This window comes from Duganella aquatilis (assembly GCF_009674565.1).
Classification (GTDB): domain Bacteria; phylum Pseudomonadota; class Gammaproteobacteria; order Burkholderiales; family Burkholderiaceae_D; genus Rugamonas; species Rugamonas aquatilis.
This window is the reverse complement of the sequence record NZ_WKJL01000024.1, coordinates 43,935-58,200: the sequence shown is the minus strand read 5'-3', so window position 1 is coordinate 58,200 and position 14,266 is coordinate 43,935. Positions and strand designations below refer to the sequence as shown.

13 protein-coding genes are annotated in these 14,266 nt (G+C 65.9%); 7 read left to right on the top strand and 6 right to left on the bottom strand.

Annotated elements, in window-relative coordinates; translation table 11 throughout:
• Positions 1-36 precede the first annotated feature (36 nt).
• The 7 genes from mreC to GJ698_RS24505 are packed head-to-tail and all read left to right on the top strand — an operon-like array spanning position 37 to position 9,059.
• Positions 37-1,176, top strand: coding sequence for a rod shape-determining protein MreC (mreC, locus tag GJ698_RS24535; protein WP_154360492.1), 1,140 nt, complete (start codon positions 37-39; stop codon positions 1,174-1,176).
• Complete coding sequence (gene mreD, locus GJ698_RS24530; RefSeq protein WP_154360491.1) at positions 1,173-1,685, top strand: rod shape-determining protein MreD; 513 nt, start codon at positions 1,173-1,175, stop codon at positions 1,683-1,685. Before mreC ends, mreD begins: the two co-directional genes overlap by 4 nt.
• Before the next feature lie 15 nt (positions 1,686-1,700).
• Positions 1,701-3,749: a penicillin-binding protein 2 gene (mrdA, locus tag GJ698_RS24525; RefSeq protein WP_154360490.1), complete on the top strand. Its 2,049-nt coding sequence runs from the start codon at positions 1,701-1,703 to the stop codon at positions 3,747-3,749.
• 13 nt (positions 3,750-3,762) lie between these two features.
• On the top strand, positions 3,763-4,878 hold the full coding sequence (gene rodA / locus GJ698_RS24520) for a rod shape-determining protein RodA (protein WP_154360489.1): 1,116 nt from the start codon (positions 3,763-3,765) through the stop codon (positions 4,876-4,878).
• Positions 4,878-5,990, top strand: coding sequence for a rod shape-determining protein RodA (rodA, locus tag GJ698_RS24515; protein WP_154360488.1), 1,113 nt, complete (start codon positions 4,878-4,880; stop codon positions 5,988-5,990). The genes rodA (GJ698_RS24520) and rodA (GJ698_RS24515) overlap by 1 nt, the downstream gene beginning before the upstream one ends.
• Entirely contained in the window at positions 5,987-7,906 is a 1,920-nt protein-coding gene (gene mrdA, locus GJ698_RS24510) for a penicillin-binding protein 2 (protein WP_154360487.1), read from the top strand. Before rodA (GJ698_RS24515) ends, mrdA (GJ698_RS24510) begins: the two co-directional genes overlap by 4 nt.
• Positions 7,890-9,059 carry a septal ring lytic transglycosylase RlpA family protein gene (locus tag GJ698_RS24505; RefSeq protein WP_154360486.1) on the top strand — a complete coding sequence of 390 codons (1,170 nt, stop codon included), beginning with the start codon at positions 7,890-7,892 and terminating at the stop codon, positions 9,057-9,059. Before mrdA (GJ698_RS24510) ends, GJ698_RS24505 begins: the two co-directional genes overlap by 17 nt.
• A gap of 9 nt (positions 9,060-9,068) precedes the next feature.
• Here the strand turns inward: GJ698_RS24505 and GJ698_RS24500 are convergent, their stop codons facing one another.
• From GJ698_RS24500 to GJ698_RS31450, 6 genes are read right to left on the bottom strand one after another with little or no spacing between them, the layout of a single operon-like run.
• Positions 9,069-9,755 (bottom strand): SPOR domain-containing protein, encoded by a 687-nt coding sequence (locus GJ698_RS24500; protein WP_371865431.1) that lies wholly within the window; start codon positions 9,753-9,755, stop codon positions 9,069-9,071.
• Between the two features lie 10 nt (positions 9,756-9,765).
• The gene (locus GJ698_RS24495; RefSeq protein WP_154360485.1) at positions 9,766-10,515 is read right to left on the bottom strand and encodes a type III pantothenate kinase; all 750 of its coding nucleotides are present in this window, start codon (positions 10,513-10,515) and stop codon (positions 9,766-9,768) included.
• Positions 10,512-11,309: a biotin--[acetyl-CoA-carboxylase] ligase gene (locus GJ698_RS24490; RefSeq protein WP_154360484.1), complete on the bottom strand. Its 798-nt coding sequence runs from the start codon at positions 11,307-11,309 to the stop codon at positions 10,512-10,514. Before GJ698_RS24490 ends, GJ698_RS24495 begins: the two co-directional genes overlap by 4 nt.
• Positions 11,310-11,317: 8 nt before the next feature.
• Positions 11,318-12,115, bottom strand: a complete 798-nt coding sequence (locus GJ698_RS24485) for an SDR family oxidoreductase (protein WP_154360483.1) — start codon at positions 12,113-12,115, stop codon at positions 11,318-11,320.
• A gap of 2 nt (positions 12,116-12,117) precedes the next feature.
• The gene (locus tag GJ698_RS24480; protein WP_154360482.1) at positions 12,118-12,783 is read right to left on the bottom strand and encodes a thiol:disulfide interchange protein DsbA/DsbL; all 666 of its coding nucleotides are present in this window, start codon (positions 12,781-12,783) and stop codon (positions 12,118-12,120) included.
• Positions 12,784-12,794: 11 nt separating this feature from the next.
• Complete coding sequence (locus GJ698_RS31450; protein WP_154360481.1) at positions 12,795-14,210, bottom strand: LysR substrate-binding domain-containing protein; 1,416 nt, start codon at positions 14,208-14,210, stop codon at positions 12,795-12,797.
• Positions 14,211-14,266 lie beyond the last annotated feature (56 nt).

Here is a 14,266-nt window from a genome sequence, read left to right as displayed (position 1 = left end):
TCTCGTTGGCGCGCGAGCGCCGGATTATTGGAAGTCATGGAATACAGTCCTCCGCCACTTTTCAAGCAAGGCGCTTCGGCGCGGGTCAAGATGACGGTGTTCGCGTGCATATCGATTGCACTGCTGCTGGTCGACTCGCACATGCGCAGTCTGGAAACGGTGCGTTACTATGCCGGCGCGGTGCTGTCGCCGGTGCAGAAGGTGGCCTTGCTGCCGCGCGACGCCATCTACGGCGTCGGCGATTATTTCTCTACCTTGTCGTCGCTGGAAAAGCAGGTGCGCGAGTTGAAGCGTCAGCAGATCCTCGGCTCGCAGGCCTTGCAGCAGGCGCAGCTCCAGTCGGCGGAAAACGCCCAGCTGCGCAAGCTGATGGACGCGCGCGAGCGCGTGCCGGTCAAGTCGATGCTGGCCGAAGTGCTGTACGACGCGCGCGACGCCAACAGCCGCAAGATCATTCTCGACCGCGGCACCCACCAGGATGTGACGCTTGGCCTGCCGGTCATCGATAACCAGGGCGTGGTCGGCCAGGTCACGCGCGTGTTCCCGTTTACGTCCGAAGTGACGCTGCTGTCCGACAAGGAGCAGGCGATTCCGGTGCAGCTGCTGCGCAATGGCTTGCGCAGCGTGGCCTATGGTCGCGGCAAGGCGGGCAACCTGGAATTGCGCTTCACGGCGCCGAATGCGGATATCCAGGTGGGCGATATCGTCGTCACCTCGGGCCTGGACGGCGTGTATCCGGCCGGGCTGGCGGTGGCGCGCGTGACGCAGGTGGAGAACAGCGCCGGCGGTTCGTTCGGCGGCGTGATCTGCCAGCCGCTGGCCGGCATCGCCAACAATACGCAGTTGCTGATCCTGATGTCGACGCCGGAAATGCCGCCGCGTCCGCCGGATGAAGAGCAGCGCGCGCCGCGCAAGCACAATAACAAGATGGCGCCGATCAAGGAGGCGCCTGCGCCGAAAGAGGGCGAGGGCCAGCCTGTCGCCGGCGCCGCTGCCGGCGCTGCGCCTGCGGTCAATGGCGCGCCAGGATTGATTCCGGTGCTGCCGCCGGCGCCAAAGCCGGCGACGCCAGCACCGGTCGCCGACGCTGCCGCTGCCCCTGCGGGCGCCACGGCCACGCCAGCGGCAACGGCTGCGCCGGCCGCCGCCACCAAACCTAAGGAGCCGGCACGATGAATCGTCCGCACTATATCCTGCTGCCGGTCAGCCCGCTGTTCATCGCCTTCAGCCTGTTCTGCGCCTTCCTGCTGAATCTCCTGCCATGGGGCCAGTTCGTCGGCGTGCCGGACTTCGTGGCGCTGCTGCTGGTGTTCTGGGGCGTGCACCAGCCGCGCAAGGTCGGCATCGGCACCGCCTTCTTCCTTGGCCTGCTGATGGACGTCCACGACTCCACGCTGCTGGGCGAGAACGCGCTGGCCTACACGCTGCTGTCCTACTTCGCCATCATGCTGCACCGCCGGGTGCTGTGGTTCCCGATCTGGACCCAGGCCATCCATGTGCTGCCGCTGCTGATCATGGCGCAGTCGGTGCAGCTGCTGGTGCGCTTCTGCGTCTCCGGCAAAACGCCGGGCTGGTTCTACTTCGTTGAAAGCGTGATCGCCGTGGTCCTGTGGCCGCTGGTGACCTGGATGCTGCTGGCGCCCCAGCGCCGCGCGGTCGACCGCGATCACACGCGCCCCATCTGACGCTGCGGCTCCGGCATGACTGAAATCAAGGACAACCAGCGCGAACTCCAGCAGTTCCGCCTGCGCCTGACGGTGCTGGGCGGGATGGTGTTCGTCTGCTTCGCGCTGCTGCTGTTGCGTTTCCTGTGGCTGCAGGTGGTGAAGTACAGCGACTTCGCCGTCAAGGCGGAAGAGAACCGCATCGCCATCGTCCCCATCGTGCCGAACCGCGGCCTGATCCTGGACCGCAACGGCGTGGTCCTGGCGCGCAATTACTCCGCCTTCACGCTGGAGATCACGCCGTCCAAGCTGAATACCACGCTGGACGAAGCGATCGACGAGCTGTCCAAGCTGGTGGAAGTCGACATCAAGGACCGCAAGCGCTTCAAGAAGCTGCTGGACGAGTCGAAGAATTTCGAAAGCGTGCCGCTGCGCACCCGCCTGACCGACGAGGAAGTGGCGCGCTTCACCGCGCAGCGTTTCCGCTTTCCCGGCGTGGAAGTACAGGCGCGTTTGTTCCGCCAGTATCCGCTGGGCGAAACGGCGTCGCACGTGATCGGTTTCATCGGCCGCATCAACCAGTCCGAAGTCAAAGCCATCGAAGCCACCGACGACGGTCCGAATTACAAGGGTACCGACCATATCGGCAAGGAAGGCCTGGAGAAAAGCTACGAGAAGCAGCTGCACGGCCAGACCGGTTACCAGGAAGTGGAAGTGTCGGCCGGCGGCCGCGCCGTGCGCACCCTGTCGCGCACGCCCGCCACGCCAGGCAATAACCTGATCCTGTCGATCGACATCGAATTGCAGAAGGTGGTGGAAGAAGCCTTCGGCGAATGGCGCGGCGCGTTTGTCGCCATCGAGCCGGAGACCGGTGACATCCTGGCCTACGTCTCGCGTCCCGGCTACGATCCGAACCTGTTCGTCGACGGCATCGACGCGCAAAGCTGGAGCGACCTGAATACCTCGCTGGACCGGCCGATGGTCAACCGTCCGCTGTCCGGCACCTACGCGCCGGGTTCCACCTTCAAGCCATTCATGGCGCTGGCCGCGCTGGAACTGAACAAGCGCAATCCCGCCACCGCCTATCCCGATCCGGGCTACTTCTACCTGGGCGGCCACAAATTCCGCGACGATAAAGTGGGCGGTCACGGCAACGTCGATCTGCGCCGCTCGATCATCGTCTCCTGCAACACCTACTACTACCAGCTCGGCAACGACATGGGGATCGACGCGATCACCCAGTTCATGCAGCCGTTCGGCTTCGGCCAGAAAACCGGCATCGACCTGGATAACGAAAAGACCGGCGTGCTGCCGTCCAAGGAGTGGAAGCGCAAGCGCTTCAAGGGCAATGCGGGCAAGTGGGTCGGCGGCGACACCATCTCGGTGTCCAACGGCTCCGGCTACAACTCGTACACGCCGCTGCAGATCGCCCACGCCATGGCCAACCTGGCCAACAACGGCGTGGTGATGAAGCCGCACCTGGTGAAGATCGTCGAAGACGGCGGCACGCGTGCGCGCAAGCTCACCGTGCCGACCGAAAGCTACCGCATCCCGCTCAAGCAGGAAAACATCGACATCGTGAAAAGCGCGATGGTCGGCGTGAACAGTGAACAGGGCGGCACCGCCTTCCGCGCCTTCGGCAACGCCGGCTACACCTCGGGCGGCAAGACCGGTACGGCGCAGGTGGTGGGCATCAAGGCCAACGAGAAGTACAACGCCTCGGCACTGGCCGAACGCCTGCGCGACAACGCGCTGTACACCGCCTTTGCGCCGGCCGACAAGCCGAAGATCGTGATCGCCATGGTGGTGGAAAACGCCGGCTGGGGCGCGGAGATCGCCGCGCCGATCGCGCGCAAGGCGCTGGACTTCTACCTGCTGGGCAAACGCCCGGCCGACAAGGAAACCACCAAGGTGCCGAAGGAAGACGCGGCGGAAATCGTGCCGATCGAAGATCCGGAAGCGGCCGAAGCCGCCGCCGCGGCGGCTGAATCGCGCCGCGAACCGGCGCCGCCGCCAGCGCCGCCGCCAACGCCCGCCGCCGTACCGGCGCCGCAGCCGCTCGCGCCGGCACGGAAGAAACAATAAGGACCACCACATCATGCGCATCCATGAAAGACGTTCGCTATGGCGTCGTATGCGGCCATACTTCACCGTCTTCGACGTCCCGCTGACCATCATCATCATCATGCTGCTGACGGTCAGCACGATTACCCTGTACTCAGCCAGCATCGGCATCCCCGGCAAGATCGAGGACCACTTCCGCAACATCGTGCTGTTCTTCTTCGTCATGTGGCTGGTGGCGAACATCACGCCGCAGATGATGATGCGGATCGCCGTGCCGGCGTATGCGATCGGCGTGTTTCTATTGGTGTGCGTGGCGCTGGTCGGCACCATCAAGCTGGGGGCGCGGCGCTGGCTGCACATCGGCGTCACCGACATCCAGCCGTCCGAGCTGATGAAGATCGTCACGCCGCTGATGCTGGCGTGGTTCTTCCAGAGCCGCGCCGGCCACCTGACCTGGCATTCCTACCTGATCGCGGCGCTGCTGCTGATGGTGCCGGTGGGCCTGATCGTGCGCCAGCCCGACCTCGGCACGGCGCTGCTGGTGGTGGCTGCCGGCTTCTGCGTGATCTTCCTGGCCGGCCTGTCGTGGAAGGCGCTGGCGGGACTCTTCCTGGCCGGCGCCGCCGCGCTGCCGGTGATCTGGTCGGTGCTGCACGACTACCAGCGCGAACGCGTGATGACGCTGATCGATCCGACCACCGACCCGCTGGGCAAAGGCTTCCACATCATCCAGTCCACCATCGCGGTGGGGTCGGGCGGCGTCACCGGCAAGGGCTGGACCCACGGCACCCAGGCTCACCTGGAGTTCATCCCCGAGCGCACCACCGACTTTATCTTCGCCGTCTACTCGGAGGAGTTTGGCCTGATCGGTAACCTGATCCTGATGGTGCTGTACCTGATGCTGATCGGCCGTGGCCTGATGATCGCCGGGAACGCGCCCAACTTCTTCACCCGCCTGATGGCCGGTGCGGTCACCATGATTTACTTCACCTATGCCTTCGTCAACATGGGCATGGTCAGCGGCATCCTGCCGGTGGTGGGCGTGCCGCTGCCGTTCATGAGCTACGGCGGCACCGCGCTGCTGACGCTGGGCCTGGGCGCCGGCATTCTGATGAGTATCCAGCGGCACCGCAAACTGGTGCAGACCTGATGGGCCTTGCCGATGGACCCACGTGGTGGCTGCGCCTGCGCCCCCACGTGATGGTGTTTGACCTGCCGCTGGCGTTGATTATCACGGCGCTGCTGTCGGTGGGCCTGGTCACGCTGTATTCGGCCGGTCTCGCCATTCCCGGCAAGGTGTGGGACCAGCTGCGCAATATCGCGGCGGCGGTGCTGGTGCTGTGGTTTGTGGCGAACATCACGCCGCAGATGATGATGCGGCTGGCCGTGCCGGCGTATGCCGTCGGCGTGGCGCTGCTGGTGGCGGTGGCGCTGTTCGGCGTCATCAAGGGCGGTTCGCGCCGCTGGCTGTACGTCGGCACGCAGATCCAGCCTTCCGAATTGATGAAGATCGCCATGCCGCTGATGCTGGCGTGGTTCTTCCAGCGCGAGCAGGGCCACCTGAGCTGGCGCTCCTATCTGATCGCGGCGGTGCTGCTGGCGATACCGGCCGGCCTGATCGCGCGCCAGCCGGACCTCGGCACGGCGATGCTGGTGACGGCGGCCGGCGCCTGCGTGATCTTCCTCGGCGGCCTGTCGTGGAAGGCGCTCGGTGCGCTGCTGGCCGCCGGCGCCGCCAGCCTGCCGGTGCTGTGGACCTTCATGCACGATTACCAGCGCGACCGCGTGCTGACGCTGATCGATCCGTATCACGACCCGCTGGGCAAGGGCTTCCACATCATCCAGTCGATGATCGCGATCGGCTCCGGCGGCGTGACCGGCAAGGGCTGGACGCACGGCACGCAGGCCCACCTTGAATTCATCCCGGAACGCACCACCGACTTTATCTTTGCCGTGTTTTCCGAGGAGTTCGGGCTGCTGGGGATTATGGTGCTGATGGTGCTGTATCTGCTGCTGATCTGGCGCGGCCTGAACATCACGATCAACGCGCCGACGCTGTTTTCGCGCCTGCTGGCAGGCGCCATCACCATGATTTACTTTACCTACGCCTTCGTCAACATGGGCATGGTCAGCGGCATCATCCCGGTGGTGGGCGTGCCGTTGCCGTTCATGAGCTACGGCGGCACCGCCTTGATGACGCTGGGCCTGGGCGGCGGCATCTTGATGAGCATTCAGCGTCACAGCAGGGAGGTGCGCGGATGACCGAATTCAAGGACAACGAAGTGGAAATGCGCGAGTTCCGCCTGCGCGTAACGGTGCTGGGCGGCGTCGTGTTCCTGTGCTTCTTCCTGCTGCTGGCGCGCTTTGTCTGGCTGCAGATCATGAAGTACCAGGACTTCGCCGTGAAGGCGGAAGAGAACCGCATTTCGCTGGTGCCCATCGTGCCGAATCGCGGCCTGATTTTGGACCGCAACGGCGTGGTCCTGGCGCGCAATTACTCGGCCTACACGCTGGAGATCACGCCATCCAGGCTGGAGGCGCCGCTGGATGAAACCATCGACGAACTGTCCAAGGTGGTGACGGTGGATCTGAAGGACCGCCGCCGCTTCAAGAAGCTGCTGGAAGACTCCAAGGGCTTCGAGAGCGTGCCGCTGCGCACCCGCCTGACCGATGAAGAAGTGGCGCGCTTCGCCGCCCAGCATTTCCGCTTCCCCGGCGTGGAAGTGCAGGCGCGCCTGTTCCGCCAGTATCCGCTGGGCGAAACGGCGTCGCACGTGATCGGCTACATCGGCCGCGTCAGCCGCGCCGAAGCCGATGCGCTGGACGACGGCGACGACGCCGCCAACTATCGCGGCACCGACCATATCGGCAAGGAAGGCCTGGAGAAAAGCTACGAGAAACTGCTGCACGGCCAGGCCGGTTTCGAGGAAGTGGAAAAGACCTCGGGCGGCCGCGCGGTGCGCACGCTATCCAGCACTCCGGCCAAGGCAGGCAGCAACCTGATACTGTCGATTGACATCGAACTGCAAAAGATCGTGGAGGAAGCTTTCGGCGAGCGCCGTGGCGCGCTGGTGGCGATCGAGCCGGAGACTGGCGACATCCTGGCCTACGTCTCGCGGCCCGGCTACGATCCCAACCTGTTCGTCGACGGCATCGACACGCAAAGCTGGGACGAGCTGAATAACTCGCCGGACAAGCCGATGATCAACCGCCCGCTGTCCGGCACCTACGCGCCGGGTTCCACCTTCAAGCCCTTCATGGCCCTGGCCGCGCTGGAGCTGGGCAAGCGCACGCCGGCGCAGGTGACCTACGATCCCGGCTTCTACATGCTGGGCGGCCACCGCTTCAACGACGACGTGCCGGGCGGGCATGGCTCGGTCGACATGCGCAAGTCCATCATCGTCTCCTGCAATACCTATTACTACGAGCTGGGTCACGACATGGGCATCAACGCCATTCACGACTTCATGCAGCCGTTCGGCTTCGGCGAAAAGACCGGCATCGACCTGGATAACGAAAAGACCGGCGTGCTGCCGTCGCCGGAGTGGAAGAGCCGTCGCTTCAAAGGTGCGGCGGGACGCTGGGTCGGTGGTGATACTATCTCGGTCAGCAATGGTTCCGGCCTCAATGCCTACACGCCTTTGCAGATTGCGCACGCTGTGGCCAATCTGGCAAACAACGGCGTGGTGATGAAGCCGCACCTGGTGAAAATCGTCGAAGACAGCACCACCCGCGCGCGCAAGCTGACGGTGGCGCAGCAAAGCTATCGCATCCCGCTCAAGCAGGAGAACATAGACTTCATCAAGAACGCGATGGTGGGCGTGACCAGCGAGCCGGGTGGCACCGGCTACCGCGTGTTCGCCAACGCCGGCTACACGGTGGGCGGCAAGACCGGCACCGCGCAGGTGATCACGATTAAAAAAGGCGAGAAGTACAACGCCGCCCGCCTGGCCGAACGCCTGCGCGACAATGCGCTGTTCACCGCGTTTGCGCCGGTGGACAAGCCGCGCATCGTGCTGGCCATGGTGGTGGAAAACGCCGGCCATGGCGGCGAAGCCGCCGCGCCGATTGCGCGCAAGGCGCTGGATTATTACCTGCTGGGCAAGCGCCCGGTGGAGAAGGACAAGAGCAAAGTGGAAAACGAAGACGTGGAGACCGGCGATGCGCCTGCAAGGTAATCCTCTCCTGCACCTGACCGCGATGGCGGCGGCGCTGGCGCTGGTCGGTTGCGGCACGGCGCCGGTGGCGACCCAGCCGGCGCCCCGTCCCGTGCAATCGACGGGGCCGGTGATCAAGTCGCCGTCCGCCAGCAAGGCCGATCCGTCGCTGCCGGTGCTGCCGCCGGCGAACTCGGGGCGCGGCGGCTACTACCAGGACGATGGCCCCGGCGATGCGCCGCCGCCCAATCTGATGGACACGCCGGATGCGGACGTGCGCAACGATCCGCTGCTGCCGCGCTCCAACCGTCCCTACGTGGTGTTCGGCAAGACCTATACGCCGATCACCGACGACCAGCCGTACACGCAGATCGGCGTCGGCAGCTGGTATGGCAAGAAGTTCCACGGCCAGCGCACCTCGTCCGGCGAACTGTATGACATGTACAAGATGACGGCCGCGCATCCGACGCTGCCGATTCCTTCATATGCGCGCCTGACCAATATGGTGAGCGGCGCCACCGTCATCGTGCGCATCAACGACCGTGGGCCGTTCCATTCGAATCGCGCCATCGACGTCTCGTACACCGCCGCGCTGAAACTGGGCCTGCTGGGCAAGGGCAGCCACGAACTGAAGATCGAACGCATCCTGCCGGAAGAGGTGGACCGCATCCTGGCCACGCGCGAAGGCATGTCGGGCGGCGCCAAGCCGCGCCTGACGCCGCCGTCCAAGGACCGCTTGCCATCGTCGCAACCGGGCGCACCGGCGCCGGCTCCTACGCCAACGGTGACCGCGAAGATGATCGACACGCCGCTGGTGCTGACGCCGGCCGCGCCGGCCGGCGCCGCAGCGCCGACCAGCATGCCGGCCAGCGCGCCGCCCAAGGATATCGAGGCGCTGATGCTGGCCGACCGCGCGCCGGCCGGCTACGCGGCGCCGAACCCGCCAGCTGCCGCCGGCGGCTTCTATCTGCAACTGGGCGCCTACTCGCGGGCGGAAAATGCGGAGACGGTACGCGGCAAGCTGTCCGGGAAATTCGAGGCGCTGGAAGTGGTGCAGGGCGGCGCGGTGTTCCGCCTGTTCGGCGGGCCGTTCGCCACCCGCCAGGAAGCGCAGCAGGCAGCGCAAGGGCTGCCGTCGTCGCTGGGCCTCAAGCCCATCGTCGTTCAGCGCTGATTCGTAACGCTATTTGCAGCTGCGGGTTTCGGTGTTCGGGAAGCCGGCGCGGATCTTTTCCAGCCTGGCTTTCAGGTCCGCATCCACATCGCGGAACTGGAAGGCCAGCAGCTTGCTGCCGCTCATGCGCGGCGCCACGCGCGCGGTGCGCACGCCCTGCTTCATCAGGGCCGCCAGCTGATTCTGCGCCGCGCCTTCGGTCTTGAACACGCCCAGCGAAATCCCCCAGCGCAGCGGCGAATTGTCGGACATGATGAAGTAGTTGGTCACGCCCAGGCCGCGCAGTTCGCCGGCCTTCTTGTCGGCGGCTTCCTTGCTGCCTTGCGGCGGAATATAAACGATATAGCTCGATACCTCGGTGCCCGGCAGGTTGTGGCGCGACTGGCGGTCGCCCAGGTCCAGCGCGGCCAGCTGGGTTTCGAAGCGGCGCGCGTCGGCCAGCACGAAGCTGGAGATTTCCAGGCAGGCCTGCACCGGCGCAGGCGCCGGCTTGGCGTCGGCGCTTGCGGCGGCGACGGTGGCCGCCGCCTTGTTGGCCTGGTCGGCCGAGATGATGGCCAGCTTGTTGGCGTTGAGCTGGTTGAGCAGGCGCTCCGGTTCGTGCTCGTTGCCGCTGAAATGGCCCAGATAGCCGCGTCCATACGCGAACAGCGCGGCATTCACGGCAAGCAGGGACCAGAAAATAAACTTCAGCACGGAGCGTTCCTTATTCGGTGCGGACGGCGGCGTGGAGGCCGATCAGCACAATGTTTTCAACGATACGGTACGGTACTTTCAGCATCGGCGCAATGAACGGCGCGGCGCCGCCGGAGATGATGCACGCCTCGGCCTTGTGCGCGGCGCAGGCATGCTCGATGGCGCCGCTCTGCGCGGCCAGGATGCCGCTCAGGATGGCGTCGTCGGTATTGTCGGCGAATCCGTCCGGCAGCTTACCGTCTTGCGCGATCTGCGGCAACTGCGCGGTGTTGCGCGCCAGCGAGCTGGCCATCAGGCCCAGTCCCGGCAGGATCATCCCGCCCAGGAACACGCCGTCCGCCGTCACGGCGTCGATGGTGGTGGCGGTGCCGCAGTTGACCACCACCACCGGCAGGCCAGGTTCCAGCGTGTGGCCGGCGATGGCGGCGGCAAAGCGGTCGCAGCCCAGCTGCGCCGGATTGCGGTAGCCGTTGGTGACGCCGGCCAGCGCCGGCAGCGAGGCGAACCACTCCGGCTGGATAGCGGGCAGGCAGCGTTGCAGCACGTATTCCAGCTGCACGCGCAGGGCGTTGCCGGCGACGTTGGCGATGACGATGCGCGACACGCCATGGCTGGCCGCCGCTTCGCACCACGACAGTTCCAGCTGCGGCGTGTCGGCGTGGGTGGCGGCGCCGTGGGCAATCCAGGCGCCCAGTGCGCCGTCGGCCTGCACCAGCGCCCATTTGACGCGGGTGTTGCCGGCGTCGATCAGTAAAATCATGTTGGTACTCCGGATAAGCGCAGCGAGACATCGCCGGACAGGATTTCCACGCGGCCGTTGCCGGTGTCGAGCAGCAGGCGGCCGATGGCGTCGACGCCGGCGGCGCGGCCTTGCTGGACCACGGCGCCGTCGTCGAGCAGGACCACGTCCTTGCCCTGCCAGGCGTGCAGTGCGTTCCAGCGTTCGACGAAAGGTGCGAAACCGGTGTCGTCGAATTCATCCAATACGGCGGCGAGACGGCTCAGTAGGGCGGCCATCAATTGGTTACGGTCCATTTGCGCCAGCCACGGTGCGCTGGCGACTTCGCGGCCGATGGCCGCTTCCAGTTCGTCCGGCATCAGCAGGTTGATGCCGCAGCCGATGACGGCCCAGATGGCGTCGTCGGTCTTTTGCGTTTCGACCAGGATGCCAGCCAGCTTGGCGCCGTCGCGCAGCAGGTCGTTCGGCCATTTGATCTGCACCGGCACGCCCAGCGCGGCGATGGTTTCGGCCAGCGCCACGCCTACCGCCATCGGCAGGCCGGATAGCTTGTGCAGCGGCCCCTTGAAGCGCCAGGCCAGCGAGAACATCAGCGCGGCGCCGGGCCGCGACAGCCAGGAGCGGCCGGCGCGGCCACGGCCGGCGGTCTGGTTTTCGGCGATGCGCAACACCGGGCCCTGTAGGCTGTCGATGCGCGCCAGCAGGTCGGCGTTGGTGGAGCCGGTTTCGGCAACCACCTCGATTGCCACGTGGGTGGCGGAGGTGGCGCAGTGGGCGGCGATGGCGGGCGCGGACAGCGCGGCGGCTTGGTTCATGGCGATGCTCATTGAGGCGGCGCGGCCGGGCTGGCGGCTTTGCGTGGTTTGTGCGGCGCCTTGCTGAAGGCCCAGTCGTAGACGGCGTTCGGCAGCAGGCGCAGCACCTTGGCGACGACGCCCATTTGCCACGGGATCACGGCGTAGCTGTCGCCGGCGGCGATCACCTGCGCGGCGCGGGCGGCGAATTTGTCGGGCGCCATCAGGAACGGCATCGGATACGGATTCACCTGCGTCATCGGCGTGTCGATGTAGCCGGGACAGAGCGTGACCACGCGGATGCCGTGCGGTTTCATCTCCAGCCGCAGCGATTCGCAGTAGCTGATGACGGCGGCCTTGGAGGCGCTGTAGGCTTCGGCGCCCGGCAGCCCGCGGATGCCGGCGACGCTGCCGATGCCCACCAGCCGGCCCGGCGTGCGCTGCGCGCGCATGGCGCCGATGAAGGGCGCAAAGGTGGCTGCGGTGGCCACGACGTTGGTGGCGATGACTTCGGCGAATACGGGAATGTCTTCGGCATGCTCGGTCAGGGTGCCGACCGAGATGCCGGCGTTGGCGATCACCACGTCAACGCCGCCGGCATGCGCGAGGAAGGACTGCGCGGCGGCGGCGATCGCCGCGTGGTCGCGCACATCGGCCGCGTAGTGGCGGTGGCGTTCGGCGTTGGGGAGCGTGGCGATCAGCGCGGCGAGGGTGTCGCCACGCCGGGCCAGCAGGCCCAGGGTGGCGCCTTGCGCCGCATACTCGCGGGCCAGCGCGGCGCCAAGGCCGCTGGAGGCGCCGGTGATGAAGACGCGCAAAGGCGCCATGCTTACTTCTTCTCTGCTTTGGCTTTGGTGACCAGCACGTCCAGCACCTGCGTCACCGCTTCGTTCAGCTGCGCTTCGCTGGTGGCGTTGGCTTCAGCCATCGACGGCGCCGTGATGTATTTGCCGTCCACCGCCAGCATCGGCCAGAATTCGACGCCATAGGCATCCATCATCGACGCGGTCTTGCGCACGTAGGCTGCTACGCCGAAGCCGCGATAGGTGTCGATGAATTTCTGCTTGTCGATGCCCTGTTTGGCGATGAAGTCGAACGCCAGCTCGTCGCGGTTCATGCGATTGTGGTTGACGTGGATTTCGTTGAAGATTTTAGTGTGCAGCTCAGGCGTCAGCACACCCATGGCCTGCAGCGTGTAGAACATTTTCTGCTGCGGCAGGTCGGCGCCCTGGCGGCCGATGTGCACGCGCTTGAAGGCGATGTTGTCGCCCTGTTTTTTCACCCAGGCGTTGAGCGTGGCGTCGAAGCCGGCGCAGTGCGGGCAGGCGTAGTCGAAGAATTCGATGATCTCGACTTTCTTGCCGCTGTCGACGGGCTGCGGCGCAACCAGGGTTTTGTATTCGACGCCGTCCTTCGGATTGGCCGGGGATGCGGAAGCGGTGAACGCCACGGCGCTCAGGGTGACTGCGGTCAGGATGAACTTCAGGAATTGCATCGTTACTCCTCTTATTTCTGGTTGCGCACAACGGCGACGTCGACGCCGTTTTCGGACAGTTTGCTGCGTGCCTTGTTCATCGCCTCGACCTGGTTGTATGGGCCCATGCGCACGCGATGCAGCACGCCGGTGTCGGTGGAGCGGTCCGAGATGGTGGCCTCGAAGCCGAGCAGGGCCAGCTTGGCGCGCGCGTTCTCGGCGTCGGCCACTTCGCGGAAGGCGCCGGCCTGCAGGTAGTAGATGAATTTGTCGTCGCCGCCGGCGGTGTCGGCGGCGGCAGGTTTTGCCACCGGCTGCGGCGTGACGTTGGCGGCGTTCGGCGCCGCCTTGGCCGCTGCCGGCGTGGCCTGGATCTTGTCGACCACCGCCTGCAGCGGGTCGGCCGCGTGCGCGGCCGGCGCGGCGGGCGCCTGCGCGCCGTCCGGCTGAGCGGCCGGCGGGCGGTCGCTCAGCCCGTGATAGGCGTGGGCCTGGGCGAGATGGGCCGCCAGTTCGCTTTCCTCGCGCGCGTTGAGCGGCGTCGGGATGCCGGGCTGGTCCAGATCGAGGAACTGCTGGATCAGCCAGCGCGTGGCCGGCCCCGGCTCCTCGTCGCCGCGGCGGATCACGAACAGCGGGAAGCTGAACGAACTGCCCTCGGCGATCTCCAGCTGCACCAGGCGGCCCGCGTCCAGATCCCACTGCACGAATTCCAGCGGCATATTGCCCCAGCCGATGCCGTTGCGCAGCAGCGCGTGCTTGGAGCTGAGGTCGCCCAGGCGCCAGTCGCGCAGCGCCAGCACGCCGAAATCCTGGCCCTTGGTCAGCGTGCTGCGGTCGGTCAGCACCAGCTGCGTGTGCTCGCGCAGCACGGCGCTGGGAATGATGCCGTCGATCTGCGCCAGCGGATGGTCGGGCGCCACCACCGGCACCATGGTGACGAAACCGCAGGCCTGGCGCTCGATCACATCCTGGGTGCCCGGCATCCAGCCGCTGATGCCGATGCGGCAGGTGCCGTCGGCCACCAGCTGCGTCACCGCGCCCAGCGCCTCGATGCGCAGCCGCATCGACACGGTCGGGAACTCCTTCTGGAAGGCGTGCAGGATGCGCACCAGCTTGCAGGTCGAGAACATCACGTCGACCACCAGCGACACCTCGGCCTCCAGCCCGGCCGACAGCGCCTTGGCGCGGGCGCGCATGCCGTCCACCTTGAGCGAGACGGCGCGGGCGTCGGCCAGCAGCGCCTTGCCGGCCTCGGTCAGGGTCGGCTTGCGCTTGCTGCGGTCGAGCAGCTCGACATTCAGCTGCTCTTCCAGGTTGGCAATGGTATAACTGATGACCGACTGGGTACGGTGCAAGGCCCGCGCCGCATGGGCAAAACCGCCATGGTCGATGACGGCGATGAAGACGCGCAGCTGGTCGAGGGAGGGGAGGCCGGGATCACGCATAATCGATATTCTCGATAAGTAGGATAGAAATAAACTGCATTTCATCGATATTATAA

Coding starts and splice junctions, on each gene's coding strand:
- GJ698_RS24490 (WP_154360484.1), bottom strand. CDS start 11,309: ATGAACCAAGCCGCCGCGCTGTCCGCGCCCGCCATCGCCGCCCACTGC.
- GJ698_RS24505 (WP_154360486.1), top strand. CDS start 7,890: ATGCGCCTGCAAGGTAATCCTCTCCTGCACCTGACCGCGATGGCGGCG.
- GJ698_RS24495 (WP_154360485.1), bottom strand. CDS start 10,515: ATGATTTTACTGATCGACGCCGGCAACACCCGCGTCAAATGGGCGCTG.
- rodA (WP_154360488.1), top strand. CDS start 4,878: ATGGGCCTTGCCGATGGACCCACGTGGTGGCTGCGCCTGCGCCCCCAC.
- mreC (WP_154360492.1), top strand. CDS start 37: ATGGAATACAGTCCTCCGCCACTTTTCAAGCAAGGCGCTTCGGCGCGG.
- mrdA (WP_154360490.1), top strand. CDS start 1,701: ATGACTGAAATCAAGGACAACCAGCGCGAACTCCAGCAGTTCCGCCTG.
- GJ698_RS31450 (WP_154360481.1), bottom strand. CDS start 14,210: ATGCGTGATCCCGGCCTCCCCTCCCTCGACCAGCTGCGCGTCTTCATC.
- GJ698_RS24485 (WP_154360483.1), bottom strand. CDS start 12,115: ATGGCGCCTTTGCGCGTCTTCATCACCGGCGCCTCCAGCGGCCTTGGC.
- GJ698_RS24480 (WP_154360482.1), bottom strand. CDS start 12,783: ATGCAATTCCTGAAGTTCATCCTGACCGCAGTCACCCTGAGCGCCGTG.
- mrdA (WP_154360487.1), top strand. CDS start 5,987: ATGACCGAATTCAAGGACAACGAAGTGGAAATGCGCGAGTTCCGCCTG.
- rodA (WP_154360489.1), top strand. CDS start 3,763: ATGCGCATCCATGAAAGACGTTCGCTATGGCGTCGTATGCGGCCATAC.
- mreD (WP_154360491.1), top strand. CDS start 1,173: ATGAATCGTCCGCACTATATCCTGCTGCCGGTCAGCCCGCTGTTCATC.